The organism is Microcoleus sp. S13_C3, assembly GCF_036700905.1.
GTDB lineage: Bacteria > Cyanobacteriota > Cyanobacteriia > Cyanobacteriales > Microcoleaceae > Microcoleus.
In genome coordinates this window covers 1-18573 of sequence record NZ_JAUBPT010000002.1, presented here as the reverse complement: position 1 = coordinate 18573, position 18573 = coordinate 1, and the positions used below count along the sequence as shown (strand labels likewise).

The following is an 18573-nucleotide window of genomic DNA, read 5'->3' as shown; positions in this document are numbered from 1 at the left end:
GCGGGCACGGCGGAGCGAATTTGGGCGAACACCGGGGTACCCCAGGAGAGCGAAACCGATTTCTTTGTACTTTACTTACCAAGTGCTGTAAATCTATCAGATACTGAAGAAGGATCGCTCTAAATCTCCTATCGATCCTGTTTTGTCATCGGCAAAAATGCACGTTTAAGGCTAGATGATCGTCCCTATTTCGCTACTGGCAGAACTTCTGCAAGCTTTGCCCCAACTGCGGGCACAAATTTATTTCAAATCTTCCATGACAGCCCTGTCTCACGCTATGGAAGACTTAGTTTTGGCGGGTTCCGACGACGAACCGCTAGTGATTGCCAGCTTTCAGCGAGAGCGCTTCTACCGCCAGGAAGCTCACCGTTACCGGCGAATTGCCTCACGATCCTCTCAGGTATATGTGCTAGCAGCACCGGAAACTGAGTTTAAAAATTCTTCGGAGTGTCACGAAACTGTGGCGTTTGCGCCGGAGGACGGATTAAGTAAAGAGTGGCACTTAGTGGTACTGGGGGAACACTACTCAACTTGCCTGATTTGTCAAGAAAAAATTGTGCCGATCGACGACCAGGACGATCGCGGGCCGCTGGTGATGGATCAAGCTCGCAGATTTGAAGGAATTTGGACGTTCGATCGCGAGGTCAGCTCCAAAGCGGCCGCATTGTTGCTCGATAGAATTGTCAATTATCGCCCGGAATTGGCGGAAAAGATCGATCGAGCGCGAACTACTTACAAGCTCAAAACACCGAAAAAAACGAGGAAATCCGCCACTGCCAAAGCCGCCAAACCCGACAAAAGTACGGCAAAAAGCTCAAAAATTCCCAATCCAAAATTGAGCGATGCTTTTACCGAACGCTTAGTCACCTACTTGCAAGCAGGCCAGCACAAACTGCTCAAAGCATACGCCGCCATCGCCGCCCAGGAACGCAAAGAACGCCTGGTAAACTTAATTACAACGGCAATGCGGCAGTCTCTCAACCCACAAGAAATCGTCGAAGTTGCAGTTCAAGAACTCGGCACTGCCCTGTCAGCAAGCCGATGTTTAATTTATCGGTGCAAGACCGCAGATGTGGCGGTCAAAATCGATCGCGAGTTTTTGGCTCCCGGCGCTAGTTCCATGCTGGATCAGACTTGGCTGTTGCAGGAAAATCAAATATGGATCGACGCGGTGGCGCGGCAAGAGCGAGTTTACATCCAAGACACAGCACAACACCCCCTAATTGTCAATACAAAATTCCTGGGAAAACTTGTAAAAAATTGGCAAATTGTCTCTTGGTTAATGGTGCCAGTGCTTTATCAGGGGCGGGTTTTGGGCATGGTGGAAATGCACCAGTGCCGATCGACTTTGGCTTGGGAAGAAGACGAAATTGCATTAGTAGAGGCGATCGCCACCCAACTCGGAGCAGCATTAATTCAAGCAGAAACCTACGCTCATTTAGAAGAACTCAACCAACAATTAGAAGCATTAGACCGCACTCGCAGCAATCTAATTGCCATCACCGGACACGAACTCCGCACCCCTCTTTCTACGATTCAAGTGTGTCTAGAAAGTTTGAACTCCGAACCAGATATGCCCGCCCAATTGCGGCAAATTATGTTAGAAACTGCCCTAGGCGATGCCGATAGAATGCGGAAACTCGTGCAGGATTTCTTAACTCTTTCTCACTTAGAAAGCGGGCGAGTCCAATGGAATGTAGAATCGCTGACGCTGCAAGAATGCGTGGATTTAGCCCTCAGTAGCGTGCGATCGCGCACAGCCGATCGACAGTTACCGGAAATTATCGCCGAAGTGTCCGCAGAATTGCCTTTAGTGCAAGCTGACGGAGAGTGGTTGGTGGAGGTGCTCTCCAAACTGCTAGACAACGCTTGCAAATTCACCACACCTCAAGGAAGCGTGACCATAAGAGCAAAATGCAACGGTTCTCGGATGGTGGAAGTGCTCGTAGCCGATACGGGGAGGGGAATAGAGGCGAACAGTTTAAAAGTAGTGTTCGATCGATTTTATCAAGAAGAAGGAGCTTTGCGCCGCAGCGCCGGCGGTACCGGTTTGGGATTGGCAATTTGCAAACAGATTGTTGCAGGCTGGGGCGGTAAAATTTGGGTAGATTCCGCAGGAAAAGACCGAGGAAGTGAATTTCACTTTACTATTCCCACTGTTTAGATAGATGATATCAAACTTACCCAAGATGGCCAATAAATTTTTAGGAAAGCTTCCAAGCGTCAGATGCTCCTGTTCTGAGTACATTGGGAAATAGAGTTGATGCGGGAAATGCCTAAAGATGCACCTAAAATTAGACAGGATAATTACCAAAAATCCCAACGGAATTGACAGCCAAATTTAGACAAGTTTGATAGCTTATCTGTCACTGAATTTGAGATAAATATCAGCAGGATTGGGGGAAATTTTGTTAGATTAATTCCGATATCTTCAAGCATCGGAATTAATATTACCCACAGCTTTCGAGACCGCGAGAGCCTAAGTCCCTACAATTAATCGCGGTAGGGACTTAGACCAAGCCGTGTCCTCTATATCATTCCGGTGCTCAAAGACGATCGCTTTGTTGATAAATCTCCTCTGGTGCCAGACAATTATCAAAACGCCAAATTTGATAACGCGTGCTAACAAACAGACTGTTATTTATCCCATACATCCCCATTGGTTTGTCAAATAACCGCTCGTGTGCTGCGACTCTACCTTGCTGATTACAGCCGATAAAAAACAAGCGATTTGTTTGATAGGTAGTGAAGGCAAGGCTTACAAACTGGGTTTGCAGCCAAGGTACAAAGTCCGGTGAGCAGGTAATCTCTAAATTGGACACAGTTAAAGGTGACATGGGGTTACTGCAAAGCAAAAACTAGAACTTGCTTACCCATGAATTTAAACTTGATAAAGTTCTACGGTTGCAGCACGTTATCAGGAAACTGCCCTTGCATATTACCAGCAGCAGCGTACTGACAGACCACATAGAAGGCGTTATATTTAGTACCATTCATCGTTGCAGTGCCTTGTGCTGCACCACAGCCTAATTGCGTACTGCCTTTCCAGACTACCTGAGTAAAATGCCCGGTATTGCTAGAAAACCCTGGACTGGCGTAGTTATAATTCTTAACTTCGCTGTACCAGTCTGAAACTGCTGCGTTAGCAAGGGTAGTTGGGTCTATCGAAGTCTGTGTAGTGTAAGAAGCGTAGATGTTTTCTCCTACATTGTTGCGATTGGTACTATGTTGCAACTGTCCACTACTGGCAATGTTCTCAGCCCAAGCTTGAGCGCTGCTATTTAGGGAATCACTGATGGTGATGTTCGGGCTTTTATGTGTGGCTCGATAAGTGTTGTGTTTAGACACAGCAGCGCTACGTAACGTCGCTAAGTCAATAGATGTCTGTCCTAGAACGGAGTCACTGCTTATTGCTCCTCCTGTTAGCGCAATGGTTAAAGCTGTAGCTGTTGTCAAGGTTAGAGTTGAAAAGAATTTCTTCATGGTTTTGTATTTTTTGAGTTAACTTTTGTAGGTCTAGGCATCAAAGGTACAGGTCTAGGCATCAAAGGTGCAGGTCGATGCAACTAACCACTTTGTAGAGTGGGCAAACATTTGCCCACCCAATATTCTTAAACAGAGATCAAGTTATTTTGTCTCAGCGTTGTAGTATCAAACCTAGTCAGCACCGCTAGAGTTTGATTGCCTAAGCTAATCTGATTGCCAGAGAAGGACAATTGATTGAAACTCAAACCAGACAAGCCGATTTTATCGCTCTGACGTAAACTAAAGTCGGTAATCGTTTCCCGCCCTGCGGCTTTATGCAACACAAAGATATCGCTAGCAGTCCCGCCACTCAAGTTATCATCTCCCTTGCCACCGTTGAGGAAATCGTTACCCGCACCGCCAACAAGTAAATCTTTACCATTACCTGCGGGTGAAGTTTGTCATTTGATTTTTTCCTGTTGTGTTGTTTTCAGCGCGTTTGATTAAATACGCTTTATGGACGAAAGTGCGATCGCGTTTTCTTTTGCTCTCAAACGCGATCGCATCACCAATCACCCAAAAGGGTTGTAATCCTAAATCGCCATGAAATTAGCAGCCGTGAGGGTAGTGGTATTAATACCCGTCAGCGTTGCCAGGAGTTTATTGCTGCTGGTAACAAAGATGTTGCTGCCAGAGAAAGACAGTTGACTAAAGGTTAAACCGCCGGACAAGCCAATGACATCTCCTCCACTAAAATCGGTGATGGTATCGGTGCCGTCATTGGCGGCGAAGATGAAAGTATCAGAACCATTGCCACCAGTTAAGATGTCGTTACCAGTACCGCCAGTTAGGTTATCTACTCCGTTACCGCCATTGAGGATGTCATTACCAGCACCGCCATTGAGGATGTCTTTGCCACCGCCACTGTTATCGCTGTCTTCCCCTAGCAGGAGGTCATTGCCGTCGCCACCATTGAGGATATCCCCGCCAGTGCCGCCGACAAGAGTGTCATTACCGGACAAGCCGTTGAGGGTGTCAGCGCTATTGCCTCCGTCAATGTAGTCATTGCCTGCTGTGCCAGTCAGGCTATCAGCACCATTACCGCCGACAATGTTGTCACCAACAGCCACAGTCACCGTAGCAGTATCGGTGAGGCTGCCATCGCTGAGGGTGTAGTCAAAGCTGCCATTACCACTGAATCCAGTAGTTGGGGTAAAGACAATAAAGTCATCTGCCGTGTTGCTGGCTGTGCCGTTATTGTTGAGGACGGCAGTACCGTTACTAACACCACTGACACCAGTGATGCTGAGGGGGTTGCTGTCGGGATCGGTATCGTTGGCTAACAGGGTACTTGCCGAGATGGTCACGGCATTATTTTTGGCAGTGGTGGCACTGTCGGGGTTAGCGAGGGGGGGTTGGTTGCTTGCAGTAACGTTAATCGTGCCGTAGACATTATCGTTATTGGTCGCTGTTCCTGCATCGTCTGCCGCACTGTTGCCGCTGAAGGTAAGATTACCTACAGAATTGACGGTAGGCAGAACGGTAGGCATTTCCTGGTTGTTGCCGTTGGTATTGGTGAGGGACTGCATGATGAAAATCGCCCCACCCACGCCTTGACCTGAGTTAGCACCTGTACCGCCTGTCACCGTGTTGTTGGTAAAGCTAGTGTTGTTGAGAGTTAGAGAACCACTGCGGACAAAGATGCCACCCCCCAATCCAGCACCGCCGCCGCCGAAGCCGCCGGTGCCGCCGCTGCCCCCGCCGCCGCCGAAGCCGCCGCTGCCGCCGTTGCCGTACACGCCGCCGCCGCCGCCACCGCCGTAGCCGCCGTTGCCGCCGCCGAAGCTGTACGCGCCGTTGCCCCCGCCGCCGCCGAAGCCGCCGCCGCCACTGCTAAATCCGCCGCCACCGCCGAAACCGCCGCTGTTGCCGCCGCCGCCGTTGCCCCCGCCACCGAAACCCCCGTTGCTGCTGCCGCCGTAATTGCCATTACCACCATAGCCGCCATTGTTGCCGTTGCTCGAACCAAACAATCCACCGCCGCCGTAGCCGCCGTTAGAACCAAATAGTCCGCCACCGCCGCTGTAGCCGCCGCCGCCGTTGCCGCCTTGTGCTGCGTTATTACTAAAAGCGACATTGTTTAAGGAGACACTGCCATCATAGATGAACAAACCGCCGCCCATACCAGCACCGCCGCCGCCACCATTTCCGCCTTTAGCCCGTCCGTTGGTGATGGTCAAGTTAGAAATTCCAACGGTTCCCGACAGAATGAATAAGGGGCGCACGTCGCCGTTGTCGTTGATGCCGTTATTATTGACATCGCCGCTGATGCTGTGGTTGTTACCCACAATCGTAATGTTGCTGTTCACCAAAGTTTGCACTACCCCTGTGACACGGACATCATTGTTGATGGTAATGGTGTCATCCCCTGCGAGTTGGTTCGCTTGGAGAATTGCATAACTGAGAGTGCCTGCGGTTAAGCCAGTGCCGTCATCAGTAGTTTGGTTAACGGTGAAGTTTGTCATTTGATTTTTTTCCTGTTGTGTTGTTTGAGTGAGTGAAACTTTTGTCCCTTAAAAAGAGAAACTAAGATTTAACCGTTGCCTCTATGGGCTGGGCAACAATCAAATTCGCCAAACTATTGCTAGGATTTGTCCAAAAAGACAACTGATTAAACTGCGTAAATAAATCTGGCGGTAAAATCGTTTGGCGCGATCGCAACTCGACTTTGGAACGGACTGTGTGCAGCCCTTTCAGGTTGAGTCTGTCGTCAAATTCTGGTGCATCATATTGGACATTTTCAAAATCATGATTGAACGCTTCCTCCTCCAGAAATTGATAAATTAAATGCAAAACCTTATCCGGTTTTTGTGCCAGTAAGTCGTAGTCAACCAACAATAACCGCGAACTGTATTCGCTATAAAAAGCCTCCTTGAGGGCGTTGTAAGCAAATCCTACTAACCTACTCCCCTGACTTAAGGTTTCAGTCCGGGTGTAAACAGTGGCGCGTTCGTTGGGGTTATTAAATAAGCGGGAAACATCAAAGGAATTTTTTCTCACCAGCCGTTCGATGCTGTCCATAATCCAAGCCACATTCCGCACGCAGCAAATCACCTTTGAGGTGGGAAATAGCTCTTGAATTAAAGACAACTTGCTACACCACAACCGATTCGTATCAAAGATGACTTCTTTATCTGCTTGCGACTCGTAGAACGTTGAAAATATCGCTAACGTCAATGCCCGTTTTTGCTCAGGGGTGATAAAAACCGAGAACTCATTGTCTTCGCTCATCGCTTCCAGCATTCGATTCACCAGACTCCCGACAGGGCTAGACATACTGGCGTGAAACCGGGGGTTTTGTCGCAGTAAGGCTCCGAGTAAGGTAGAACCCGAACGAGGCAGCCCTGAAATAAAGTGGATTTTGGGAGATTTTATTCCTTTAGGCATATTTTTCAGTTACTAAAGACGCGATATAATGGTCTTAGGTCCTTTATTACGTTATTTACAAATTAAGCATACTCTAGTTTAAAACTTTTAAGTAGAAAAATGCAGAACTTAATATAAAAATGCAGAACTTAATATAAAAAACGCAGAACTTAATATAAAAAACGCAGAACTTAATATAAAAAACGCAAAACTTAATATAAATAAAACGCAAAACTGAAAAAGCAATGGGAATGATTGCGATCGCGATCGCAATCATTCCCATTGCCATTGGCTATAGCCGAAATACGCGCCTTCCGAGAACACGACGTAAAATTTTGTAACAAGATTCAACACTTGTGTATCAGGCCAGATTGCAAAAGTTGAGTAAGGTTGAGAATATACGCCCGCGAAGAAAGCAGTTTCACCCACGCGCCCTGGCTTCGTGAGATTTATTTCCACCTAATTATCTAAAAATTTTTTGCCCGGAAAACGATTTTTGCAACAAGAATATTTCAACTGAGAATTTAGGAAAATCGATTATGTCACCTACAACCCAGATGAAATCTACTCAACCTATGGCCAAAAAGCCACAACTACAATTAGGTTCTCAAGGTAAAGCGGTATTGGAACTCGAACAACTGCTAACCAAGTTGCACCTTTACCGCCAGCCTGCTAAAGGAATTTTTAACAAAGCAGTTGAATTTTCTGTGAAGCTGTTTCAGTTTCGGGTTTTCTTGTCGCCCGACGGCATTGTCGGGCCGCTCACTTGGCAGGCGCTTTATACTGGAGCTCCACTTAATATGCCGGTACTCAGATTGGGCAGTTCTGGGCAAGCAGTCGCTACTGTTCAGGAAGTTCTCAAAATTTCCCAGCATTATGGCGGTAAAGTTGACGGCGACTTTTCTACTTTGACGGACAAAGCTGTTCGCGCATTTCAAAAAAGCTTTGGGATTGAGGCTGACGGGATTGTCAATCAGGAAACTTGGACTGCTTTGAGCCAAATTCCGCGCGGCTATGACCCTAATTCGTTCTTGACTTAGGGTTGACGCGGTAAATTGTGCGATCGTGTGTGGGGGTAATTTGGGGGAATGTGCGATTATTCTGGTGCCCCACAAGCACCAGAATAATTGCTGTTTTTTTTTGATGATTTTTTCGGAATTCGTGCGCCCTAATTTTGTTTTCTAACTTTCGTGAAAATTACCAATTATCCATTATTAATTACTAATTATCAATTATCAGAAAAGATCGATCGCCCAAAAACTGTTAACTTTCCTTACAATTTAGAGAACAGCGTGCAGTCTCGATGATACGATGCCGTAAAAATCCTTTGGATATATCTATGGCCGAACAACTTACTGGACAACCCCCAATCTTCGGCGGCAGCACAGGCGGCTTGCTGACCAAGGCGCTAGTTGAAGAGAAGTACGCTATCACTTGGACTAGCCCCAAGGAGCAGGTGTTTGAAATGCCTACGGGTGGCGCTGCGATTATGCGTCAAGGCGACAACTTGCTGCATCTGCCCCGGAAGGAGCAGTGCATCGCTTTGGGCGGCCAGCAACTGCGCGCTAAATTCAAAATCACCAACTACAAAATTTACCGCGTGTTTCCAGACGGTACTACTGAGTACCTGCATCCCAAGGATGGCGTGTTCCCTGAGAAGGTGAACGAAGGTCGTCCCTACAACGGTAAGATTGACCGCAATATTGGCAGCAATCCAAATCCGGCTACGCTCAAGTTCACAGGTAAGAAGACTTTCGATCCTTAGACGATGAGTGCATGGCTGAGCAAAACATAGGTAATATTCCCTGTAAGGCTCAGCTTGTAAACTTGTTATTGCAGTAGTATTCTGGCGCGGGAGGCTAAGCCCGCAGCGCCAAAATACTACTGCAAACTTCAAATCTTATTAAAAGTTAATCGTTAAATTAAATAGTCACTAACCCCAGCCTAAAGGCATGGGGCTTGAAAAAGGAAGATTCACCGTCTTCTTAATTCAAGACTAAAACAGTGTCTAGCCTGCGTCTTTAAGACAAACTGAGCCATCTGGGAGTGGTACCCCACCAGACGTTAAGAATGCCTCCCTAGTTTTTAACCGCTCGGATGTGCCAGTGGCGAAGGGAAATATATACCTAGAGATAGGACTTACCGTAAATGTTTGTACCCGTTGTAAACAGTGAAAATAGACCGTTAATGCCGACTACCTCAAGCCGCGCTAAGCGTTGGATTAAGTCAGGTAAGGCAACACCATTCTGGAAAAAGGGGGTATTTTGTGTTCGATTGAATATAGAACCTTCAAGCCACAACTATCAACCCATAGCGGTTGGCATCGATCCAGGTAGCAAACGCGAAGGATTTACCATTAAATCCAAATCGCATACCTACTTAAACATCCAGACCCATGCAATTGATTGGGTAAAAGACCATGTTGAAGTAATGCGAAATATGCGACGTGCTCGGCGGTTTCGGAACACACCGTGCCGTCAAAACCGAGCTAACAGGTTGGTTAACAAAAATCGGCTCCCTCCATCTACTAAGGCGAGATGGCAGTGGAAGTTAAGGATAGTTAACTGGCTAACGTTGATGTTTCCGATATCAACATTTGTTGTGGAGGACATCAAAGCGCGAACGTGGAAAAACGGACGTAAGTGGAACGTATCGTTTAGTCCTTTAGAGGTTGGCAAGCACTGGTTTTATTCTGAGCTTAGAAAGATTGCCCATCTTGAGATTAAATCGGGCAATGATACTTACAACCTGCGTCAAGAACTTGGACTTAAAAAATCAAAACAGAAGCTATCAAACAAGTTTGAGGCTCACTGCGTTGATTCTTGGGTATTGGCTAATTGGTACGTGGGCGGGCATACTCAACCCGACAATACCAAGCTAATAGAAGTAATCTCTCTTGAGTTTCATCGCAGACAACTCCATCGCTTGCAGCATTCCACAGGTCATATTCGCCCCCGTTATGGCGGCACTTTGAGTGTGGGGTTTAAGCGCGGTTCAGTCGTCAAGCACCCTAAATACGGATTTTGTTACGTTGGCGGTTGGCAAGAATCTCCAACGAAGAAAGACCCGTACCGGAAAACAATTAGCTTGCACGATTTAAAAACAGGCAAGCGTCTAACTCAAAACGCATCGCCCGCAGATTGTAAGTTTTTGTCCTACAACTCGTGGCGCATTGCAAATTAAATTGTAAAGCCGTCCTAGAAGGACGGGGTTTCTACCCATTTTTCTGATGAATGTCGCAATCAGGCGAGCGCAGCCTTCTGATATCGATGTTTGCGCTCGCATTAATTATGAAGCTTTTAAAGATATTTCCGATCGCCATCAATTCCCTACAGATTTTCCGACGCTGGAGTTTTCAACTGAAATTATTGGTCTTGCGATCGAAAGTCCGGTATTTTTTGGCATAGTAGCCGAGAGCTCCGGTGCGGTTGTCGGCTGCGGGTTTATGGACGAACGCAACCCGATTCGCGGTATCGGCCCCGTCAGTGTCGATCGAACTTTTCAAGGCCGGGGCACGGGACGGGAAATCATGAAAGCTTTGCTGGAACGGGGACAGGACGCTGTGGGCATCCGTTTGGTTCAGGAATCTTTTAATATGGCCTCGCTGTCGCTGTACGCTTCTTTGGGTTTTGAGGTGAAGGAACCTTTCGTGTTAATGGCAGGGAAGTTTCGCAGCCAGCCTCCGCATGGGTTTGAGGTGCGCCCGATGGCTAGTGAGGATGTTGGTGAATGTACGGCTTTGTGCAAGAAATTATACAGGTGCGATCGAACTAGCGATATTGAGTACGCCATGAATTTCTTTTCTCCTTGGGTTGCTTGCAAAGAAGGTCGGATTGTGGCTTATACTTGTGCGGTGTCGGCTTTGAGCCACAGCGTCGCAGAAACTGAGGCGGATATGCAGGCTTTACTGTTGGGGGCAGCCGCGTCGAACTCCGAAGCACAGGTTTCTTTCCACTTGCCGGTGCGTTACGCAAGTTTGTTTCGCTGGTGTTTGCAAGAGGGGCTGCGCGCGCTCAAACCGATGGCGGTGATGGCAGTTGGCGAGTACCAGCAGCCTCATGGCTGTTGCTTTCCGTCTTTTGTCTATTGAGCCCAAGACGGTTAGGACGCTTTTAATCGCTGAAATCCTAGGATTGCATTTTCCTTCTTCCTGACATCCGTTACATCCGTTACATCCGTTACAGAATCCGTTGCCGAACTTCCTTATTCCTTCTGATATATATGATATTCCCCGATTTCTCACAATTCTCGGAACTGGCGAAACAAGGCAATTTTGTACCCGTGTATCAAGAATGGGTTGCTGATTTGGATACGCCGGTGTCTGCGTGGTATCGGGTTTGTGCGGGTCAACCTTACAGTTTTCTGCTGGAGTCGGTGGAAGGTGGGGAAAAACTTGGGCGTTATAGTTTCTTAGGGTGCGATCCGTTGTGGATTTTGGAGGCAAGGGGATCTCGCACAACTCAAGTTTACCGTGACGGTTCCGAAAAAGTATTTACGGGCGATCCGTTTGTAGCTTTAACGGAATGTTTGGAGTCTTATCAACCGGTGAAATTGCCGCAGTTACCGCCGGGAATTGGCGGGCTATTCGGTTTTTGGGGTTACGAGTTAATTAAGTGGATAGAACCGCGAGTTCCCGTGCATCCAGCCAGCGAGAATGATTTGCCGGATGGATTGTGGATGCAGGTGGATAATTTGCTGATTTTCGACCAGGTGAAGCGGAAAATTTGGGCCGTCGCCTATGCGGATTTGCGGGAGGTTGGCGTTGATTTGGCCGATGCTTATCAGCAAGCGTGCGATCGCGTTGGTAAGTTAGTTCAGAAGCTGCAATCGCCGCTTTCCCGGCAATCTACTCTCATAGAATGGACACCTCCCAATAACGGGCAAGATGCCCGTTCCACAAGAGATAAGGACGGGCAAGATGCCCGTTCCACAAGAGATAAGGACGGGCAAGATGCCCGTTCCACAACGGGAAATACAGAATTGGCTTACACGAGCAATATTACCCGTGAAAAGTATTGTGCCAATGTTTTAAAGGCGAAGGATTATATCAAAGCCGGAGATATTTTTCAAGTAGTTATTTCGCAGCGACTAGAGGCTGAATACAGTGGCGATTCTTTTGCACTTTACCGTTCTTTGCGTCTGATTAATCCTTCTCCCTACATGGCTTATTTTCATTTCAGAGATTGGCAGATTATCGGTTCGAGTCCCGAAATTATGGTGAAGGCGGAAAACACTGCTGATGGCAAAAAGATAGCAACTTTGCGACCGATTGCCGGCACTCGCCGCCGGGGTAAAACTCCTCAAGAAGATGATGCTTTGGCTGCTGAATTGCTGCAAGATCCGAAGGAAATTGCGGAACACGTCATGTTAGTTGATTTGGGTAGGAACGATTTAGGAAGAGTTTGCCGAAACGGTACTGTAAAAGTTGACGAGTTAATGGAAATTGAGCGTTATTCTCACGTCATGCACATTGTGAGCAATGTGGTGGGAGAATTGGCCCAGGATAAGACAGCTTGGGATTTGTTGAAAGCTGGTTTTCCTGCGGGTACGGTTAGCGGTGCTCCGAAGATTCGGGCGATGGAGATTGTGCACGAGTTGGAAGGTTGTCGCCGGGGGCCGTATTCTGGGGTTTACGGGTATTATGATTTTGAGGGGCAGTTGAATAGTGCGATCGCGATTCGGACTATGGTTGTTCGCTCTCAAGGAGGCGATAAACATTCGGTTTCTGTGCAAGCAGGTGCTGGTTTGGTGGCTGATTCTAACCCGGATATGGAGTACGAAGAAACGCTGAATAAAGCCAGGGGAATGTTGGAGGCAATTCGCTGTTTGAAATAGTGAGGCGGAGCCTCTGGAAAATAGTGAGGCGGAGCCTCTGGAAAATAGTGAGGCGGAGCCTCTGGATCTGTGTTACCAGGCAGAGCCTGGTAACAAGAAAATATCAGTGCTCGATCAACTTTTATCAAAGGCATAATTATGAATTTTTATATAGTTGACGTGTTTGCGGAGTCAAAATATGCTGGCAATCAACTAGCTGTATTTTGCGGTGCAGGAGTTGCCGAACTATCTGAGGCTCAAATGCTGCTGATAGCGCGGGAAATCAATTATTCAGAAACTACGTTTATTCGATCGCCCGATCCGCGAGATGGCGGCTATGACGTGCGGATATTCACGCCCAAGAAGGAATTGCCCTTTGCCGGTCATCCGACTTTGGGCACTGCGTTTGTGTTGCAGCAAGAGATTATTCGCGAAAAGGTCGATCGAGTAATTCTCAATCTAGCCGTCGGTCAAATTCCCGTTACTTTTAATTATCACAATGAAGCGGCAGATATTTTGTGGATGCGACAAAACCCGCCTAGTTTTGGTCAAGTTTTATCAGCCGAAAGTCTGGCAAATGTTCTGAATTTAGAACCCGATGAAATTGATTCGAGATTCCCAATTCAAGAAGTTTCGACGGGAGTGCCATTTATAATTGTCCCATTAAAAACTCTCGCATCGCTCAAAAAAGCTCAAGTCAACTTAGATAAATACTTTGAGCTAGTTGATACAATGGCAGCAAAAGAAATTTTGATATTTTGCCCAGAAACTTACAGCGGCATTAATGATTTAAGCGTGCGAGTTTTTGCCCATTCATTAGGAATTCCCGAAGATCCGGCGACTGGCAGTGCTAACGGCTGTTTGGCTGGATATTTGGTAGAATATGCTTATTATGGGGAAGCAAAGATTGATGTGAGAGTAGAGCAGGGTTATGAAATCGATCGACCTTCTTTGCTGTTATTACAAGCAGCCCAAAATGAAGGAGAAATAGCTGTTTTGGTTGGGGGTAAGGTGGTGATGGTTGCTAAGGGAGAATTTGTGTAAATATTTAAGGGATTTTTTTTTACCGCAGATGCACGCAGATATGTACAGCCCGGTTGAAATTAGATTTGGGCGATCGAGGAAATGAATTGTATGTTGTATAATGTAGTTAAGATTAGGAATAATCATCAAAAACTATGACGGCAACAATCCAAGCTAGAGAAGTTACTCTCTCCTACTTAAGGGAAAAATTTAATATCCAACTCGTTGATGACGACCAATTTTTTCGTGAATGGATTGACGAATTACCCGAAATCAGCGAATTTGAAAAACAATTTCTCGATCAAGTGAAAGCTAGCTATTTCAACTTAGTCGAGTATCCTCCAATGCTAGAAACTACCGTCAAAATGGTAGTATTATCTCCCTTACTACATTTTGCAGGTTTCTATTTACCTCCCTTTCATATCAAAGCTGAACCTGAAGTAGAAATTTTCTTTGAAGACGAAGACGAGACAATTATCAGAGGTAGGATGGATGTCCTGGTTTTAAAACAGCAGTTTTGGGTAATGGTTATCGAGTCAAAAAGCGCTCAAATTTCCATAGAAACAGGATTAGCGCAAATATTAGCTTATCTGCTGGCTAATCCTAATCCTAGCATGGCGTCCTTTGGAATGCTAAGCAACGGCAGGAATTTTCAGTTCATTAAAATGACGTATCAAGGTACACCGCAGTACGGTTTATCTAATTCCTTTGATTTGCGCGATCGAGGGAATGAATTGTACAATGTACTCAAAATTATGAAGCGAATCGCTCAAATTGTGAAATATTACACCTAAAAAAAGATTAATTCACATGGTAAGTTCAGTAAATCCTAGAATTGTATGAGGTAGCTCATATTCCTTGATTCGCGCGATTGTTAGGCTAAAAAAGTCATCCCTACCAGAGACTTTCCAAGGCTGCAAACATTTTCGCGGACTTTAAATGTATCCCCTGACGCTTCAGAAACGCTGCTTTCACTGCCATTAACCAGCTTGCTAGATTCACCTGAATTCAATCAAGTCTTGGGAAGTCTGGATAGTGGTTTGCTCAAAGAAACTTTGCCCGCGGCTGGAACTGTTTTAGCTCAAAAGCTGCCGCGTTTTTACGACTGGTTGCAAACAGAACTAGGAATTAAAAACGTCCCTGAGAGTCCCGAGCATACTACGAAATGGGTAATCGGTTTTTTGAAGAATCAAGAAAGTTTAACTCGTTTAGTTGAATTGCACAAATCAATTCCCAGACAGGCATTAGAACGAGCGATTCCTCGTTTAGTTAGCGCCTTTGATGAGGTTCAACCCACCGCTGTAAAGCAAGAATGGGAAAAAGCGATCGCAGCACTTTGTCTGCTTCTCGCCGTCGCAGCGCGGGAAAATCAGCCATCTGCGGCCTGAAGCAATTCTGTCTGAGTTTAAACAAAGCGCTTTTTTCGGAAAATTTGCAATTGAGTGCGATCGATCTCAACGACTACTGGCCGCCGTTTGTTCAGGACGATCGCATTGTGTCTGTTTAGCAAAAGCCACTGAGCCAATATTGCCACAATCGCGCGCCTTTTGAGAAACTTGCCTTCAAAACGCGCCATTCGGACGATCGCCTCTTCGATTTTATAACAACAGTTGTTGCCTTTGGGGGAAATCACAAAAATCGTTCCCGGTATATAATCGCCTTCATTTGCCCAGAAAGCATACCTTTCGCCTAAAGTAAAGTAGTGAAAAACATTGTTAGCCGTGGAAGTTTTAGCTAACTTTTCCGAAACGCCCAAAGAATTAAAAATTACAGTGGATCTAATATAATCCGGGTATTTTGCTGCTATTTGCTGAGCAACTTTGCCGCCCAAACTTTCTCCGATGACATCTGGCGGATTTCCGCTGTGAAATTGCTGCTTTATCCAATCAATAGCACCTACAGTTTGCGCCGATTTTAACTGGCGTTCTAGTTTTGCCATAAATACATCGGGCGTATCTTCCAAAACGCGATCGAAAGGATACCAAGAACCGTAGCCGCGAATCACTAAAACAGGTGGGTTATTGCCAGAAATGGGAACGCGACTTTCAGCATAAAAACCCGTGCGAGAGTCTTCAAACACTTTTTCTATGATATAATTTCCATCAATAACTTGCCCTTCCCCGTGCCGAATGTAAATTGAAGGATTATTGGGTTTAAAAGTATCGTGCAGTTGGGGTTTGGCAAACTTTTCATACAGGGAATCTAGCAAATGCCTTCCCGTTTTGCGATCGACAAAATCTGCTTTTGTTATTTTCATCCCAAATCTCATTTTTAACTGGTTGTGGGGGGAAAACCCGGTATTTTTGCAAAATACCTTTACCCAGATTTGGTAGGGGCGGGTTCACCAACCATATCTAACGATTACCGACAATCTAGATAAACCCGCCCCCCACCACCGATAACCTACGTCAACCCGAAATTTGCATCGCATCGAAAAATGTACATGATGATTTATGGTTCGGTTCGGGCGGGTTTTCTCGATTGTTTGTTTCAGGCAATTATTCTTTGTGAACCCGCCCCTACAAGCACTCGGTACATTCTGATTTATGCTTGGGTTGGGCGGGTTTTATAGATTATCAATTATTAGCAAATATTCTATGTAAAACCCGCCCCTAGCAAATCACTTTTACAAAACTCGCAACGTGCTAGCAATACTATCGACTGCTTCCATCGCGCGAATTTCATCGAGTGCTTGTTGAAAATTCCCTTCCCTAACATCGTGAGTCACGACGACTATTTCTGCTAAATCGCCGTGAATTCCCGTCTGCACAACTGATTCCAAACTAACTTTGTGGTTGCCGAAACAAGTGCCGAGTTGGCCAATTACCCCCGGAGTATCGCCCGTCAGAAAACGGGCGTAAAAGCGAGTAACAAGTTCCTGCATCGGAGCAATTTTGCAGTAGTGTTGGTGACTGCAACTAAGCAAAGGATGGGGAATCGGAACAGTTTCGGTTTTCAGGATGGCCGCCACATTCATAATGTCGGATACTACGGCGCTAGCTGTGGGGCCTGCACCGGCGCCGCGCCCGTACAGCATCAATTGCCCGATCGGCTCTCCTTCGACTAAAATTGCATTGTAAACCCCGTTGACACTCGCCAGCGGATGAGTTTTCGGCACAAAAGTAGGATGAACTCGAATTGACAGCAGTTCGCTTTCTGCCTCCGCTTGCTTGCCATTGTAGCGGGAGGTTTCTTGAGCAATAGCCAACAATTTAATCACAAATCCCAGCTTGTCGGCGTAGTCAATATCAGCCGCACTAACTTTTCTGATACCTTCGCAGTGAACATCTGCTAATTTGATGCGTCCGCCAAAAGCTAGCGAGGCTAAAATAGCAATTTTATCGGCAGCATCTAATCCATCTACATCTGCTGTGGGGTCAGCTTCAGCATAACCTAATTGCTGAGCGTCGGCGAGCACTTCGGCAAAGTCTGCGCCTTCTGTTTGCATCCGCGTCAGGATGTAATTAGTGGTGCCGTTGACGATGCCGGTGACAGTTTGAATGCGGTTTGCACCTAAAGATTGTTTGAGGCTTTGAATGACTGGAATGCCGCCGCCGACAGCAGCTTCTAGCATTACGTAAACGCCTTTTTTGTTGGCGGCCTCGAAGATTTCATTACCGTAGCGGGCGATAACTGCTTTGTTGGCAGTGACGACGTGCTTGCCGCTGGCAATAGCTTGCAGAATGAGCGATCGCGCCGGTTCCAATCCGCCAATCAGTTCTACTACAATATCAATTTCCGGGTCAGTTGCGATCGCTTCTAGGTCAGTTGTCAGCACATTTTCTGGCAATTGTAAAGACCGAGTTCGAGAAATATCGCGCACTCCCACCCGATAGATTTCCAATTCCTGCAACAGCGGATGGCGGCCATCTGGGGAGAGCAAAATCTCTGCTGTTCCCGCGCCAACTGTACCCAAACCTAACAAACCAATTTTGAAAGCCACGACTTTGACCCGTAGAAACTCAATTAACCTACAATCATTGTATGCTAATCAAGCAATTTGTCATTTAAGTAAGCTCAATATCCAGATCCCCGACTTCTTTAATAAGTCGGGGATCTAATTTGAGATGACAATTCACAGTTCTAAATCCATGTCTACCCCCATTTCTCGGAGTCGCTGGGTCAATCTTTCGGCCCGCTGGCGTTCTGCATTAACTTGCTGTTCTAGCTGCCGATTTTGCTGTTCTAGCTGCTGTCGCTGTGCTTCTTCTTCTCGAATTAAATCTTCTACTAGCGGCGGAGATAGCACTTGATTCACCGATAAAATAAATTCAGCGAACTGTACAGACTGAACTTGCTGTCCCGGCAAAAATTCCTGGTGAGAGTAACTGCCTTCATTTTCTGGACGGCTACACACTCGTATTTTCGGTTGATTGGGGTCTACAATCCAATATTCAGGGATATCAATTAAGTAGGTAGGCGTAAAAAAACCAAATCATGTTAAGATAAGTAAACACTCAAGATTTGATTTACAAAATCAACAAATATGGGCGCACGTTTAAGAGTATTTCTCAATGAAGAAGAAGACCGAACACTATTTGAATTGAGGACAGCAACAACAGTACCTCAAAAAGTAAAAGATCGAGCACAAATTATTAGATTGAACTCCCAGGGATGTTATGTAGAGGAGATAGCAGCTCATTTTAAGTGTAGAGAGCAAACAATTAGAGAAGTAATTCATCGGTGGGTGAAAATGGGTTTGGCAGGATTATGGTCAACCAAAGGCAGAGGGGTCAAACCCAAATGGAAAGAATCAGACATTGTTCATCTAGAAGAATGTCTCAAAAATGAACCACGCAGATATAATAGTCGTCAACTTGCTCAAAAATTAGAACAGGAACGCGG

At 46.2% G+C, this 18573-nt stretch carries 17 protein-coding genes and 1 pseudogene; 10 read left to right on the top strand and 8 right to left on the bottom strand.

The features are described from left to right. Positions 1–175 precede the first annotated feature (175 nt). The gene (locus QUA16_RS00670; protein ID WP_333106622.1) at positions 176–2164 is read left to right on the top strand and encodes a DICT sensory domain-containing protein; all 1989 of its coding nucleotides are present in this window, start codon (positions 176–178) and stop codon (positions 2162–2164) included. Between the two features lie 382 nt (positions 2165–2546). On the opposite strand, the gene QUA16_RS00665 is transcribed toward QUA16_RS00670, so the two are convergent. The 5 genes and pseudogenes from QUA16_RS00665 to QUA16_RS00650 all read right to left on the bottom strand — a co-directional run bounded on the left by QUA16_RS00665 (position 2547) and on the right by QUA16_RS00650 (position 6912). Continuing rightward, entirely contained in the window at positions 2547–2837 is a 291-nt protein-coding gene (locus tag QUA16_RS00665) for a DUF4915 domain-containing protein (RefSeq protein ID WP_333106620.1), read from the bottom strand. 61 nt (positions 2838–2898) lie between these two features. After that, positions 2899–3483, bottom strand: a complete 585-nt coding sequence (locus QUA16_RS00660) for a CAP family protein (protein ID WP_333106618.1) — start codon at positions 3481–3483, stop codon at positions 2899–2901. 128 nt (positions 3484–3611) lie between these two features. Continuing rightward, positions 3612–3866 (bottom strand): annotated as a pseudogene (locus QUA16_RS36820) (hypothetical protein); the annotation flags it as partial. Between the two features lie 192 nt (positions 3867–4058). After that, positions 4059–5990: an Ig-like domain-containing protein gene (locus QUA16_RS00655; RefSeq protein ID WP_333106615.1), complete on the bottom strand. Its 1932-nt coding sequence runs from the start codon at positions 5988–5990 to the stop codon at positions 4059–4061. 61 nt (positions 5991–6051) lie between these two features. Continuing rightward, positions 6052–6912, bottom strand: a complete 861-nt coding sequence (locus QUA16_RS00650; RefSeq protein WP_333106612.1) for a sulfotransferase — start codon at positions 6910–6912, stop codon at positions 6052–6054. 518 nt (positions 6913–7430) lie between these two features. Here QUA16_RS00650 and QUA16_RS00645 point away from each other — a divergent pair. The 8 genes from QUA16_RS00645 to QUA16_RS00610 all read left to right on the top strand — a co-directional run bounded on the left by QUA16_RS00645 (position 7431) and on the right by QUA16_RS00610 (position 15116). Next, positions 7431–7931, top strand: coding sequence for a peptidoglycan-binding protein (locus QUA16_RS00645; protein ID WP_333106610.1), 501 nt, complete (start codon positions 7431–7433; stop codon positions 7929–7931). 299 nt (positions 7932–8230) lie between these two features. Further along, positions 8231–8656, top strand: a complete 426-nt coding sequence (locus QUA16_RS00640) for a photosystem I reaction center subunit II PsaD (protein ID WP_333106609.1) — start codon at positions 8231–8233, stop codon at positions 8654–8656. 383 nt (positions 8657–9039) lie between these two features. Then, entirely contained in the window at positions 9040–10074 is a 1035-nt protein-coding gene (locus tag QUA16_RS00635) for an RRXRR domain-containing protein (protein ID WP_333106608.1), read from the top strand. Positions 10075–10120: 46 nt separating this feature from the next. Next, complete coding sequence (locus QUA16_RS00630; protein WP_333106606.1) at positions 10121–10981, top strand: GNAT family N-acetyltransferase; 861 nt, start codon at positions 10121–10123, stop codon at positions 10979–10981. Positions 10982–11112: 131 nt separating this feature from the next. Then, positions 11113–12726, top strand: coding sequence for an anthranilate synthase component I family protein (locus tag QUA16_RS00625; RefSeq protein WP_333106605.1), 1614 nt, complete (start codon positions 11113–11115; stop codon positions 12724–12726). A gap of 138 nt (positions 12727–12864) precedes the next feature. Beyond that, complete coding sequence (locus tag QUA16_RS00620) at positions 12865–13749, top strand: PhzF family phenazine biosynthesis protein (protein ID WP_333106604.1); 885 nt, start codon at positions 12865–12867, stop codon at positions 13747–13749. Positions 13750–13883: 134 nt separating this feature from the next. Continuing rightward, positions 13884–14522, top strand: coding sequence for a restriction endonuclease subunit R (locus tag QUA16_RS00615; protein WP_333106603.1), 639 nt, complete (start codon positions 13884–13886; stop codon positions 14520–14522). Positions 14523–14717: 195 nt separating this feature from the next. Beyond that, a complete protein-coding gene (locus tag QUA16_RS00610) occupies positions 14718–15116 on the top strand; it encodes a hypothetical protein (RefSeq protein WP_333106602.1) in 399 nt (132 codons plus the stop codon). Positions 15117–15133: 17 nt separating this feature from the next. On the opposite strand, the gene QUA16_RS00605 is transcribed toward QUA16_RS00610, so the two are convergent. The 3 genes from QUA16_RS00605 to QUA16_RS00595 form a co-directional block, all read right to left on the bottom strand. Next, positions 15134–15985 carry a hypothetical protein gene (locus tag QUA16_RS00605; protein WP_333106601.1) on the bottom strand — a complete coding sequence of 284 codons (852 nt, stop codon included), beginning with the start codon at positions 15983–15985 and terminating at the stop codon, positions 15134–15136. Positions 15986–16354: 369 nt separating this feature from the next. Next, a complete protein-coding gene (locus QUA16_RS00600) occupies positions 16355–17671 on the bottom strand; it encodes a homoserine dehydrogenase (RefSeq protein WP_333106599.1) in 1317 nt (438 codons plus the stop codon). A 132-nt stretch (positions 17672–17803) separates the two neighbouring features. After that, entirely contained in the window at positions 17804–18130 is a 327-nt protein-coding gene (locus QUA16_RS00595; protein ID WP_333106653.1) for a hypothetical protein, read from the bottom strand. Between the two features lie 84 nt (positions 18131–18214). Here QUA16_RS00595 and QUA16_RS00590 point away from each other — a divergent pair. After that, positions 18215–18573 (top strand): helix-turn-helix domain-containing protein (locus QUA16_RS00590; protein ID WP_333103624.1); only part of this gene is annotated, 359 nt, incomplete at its 3' end.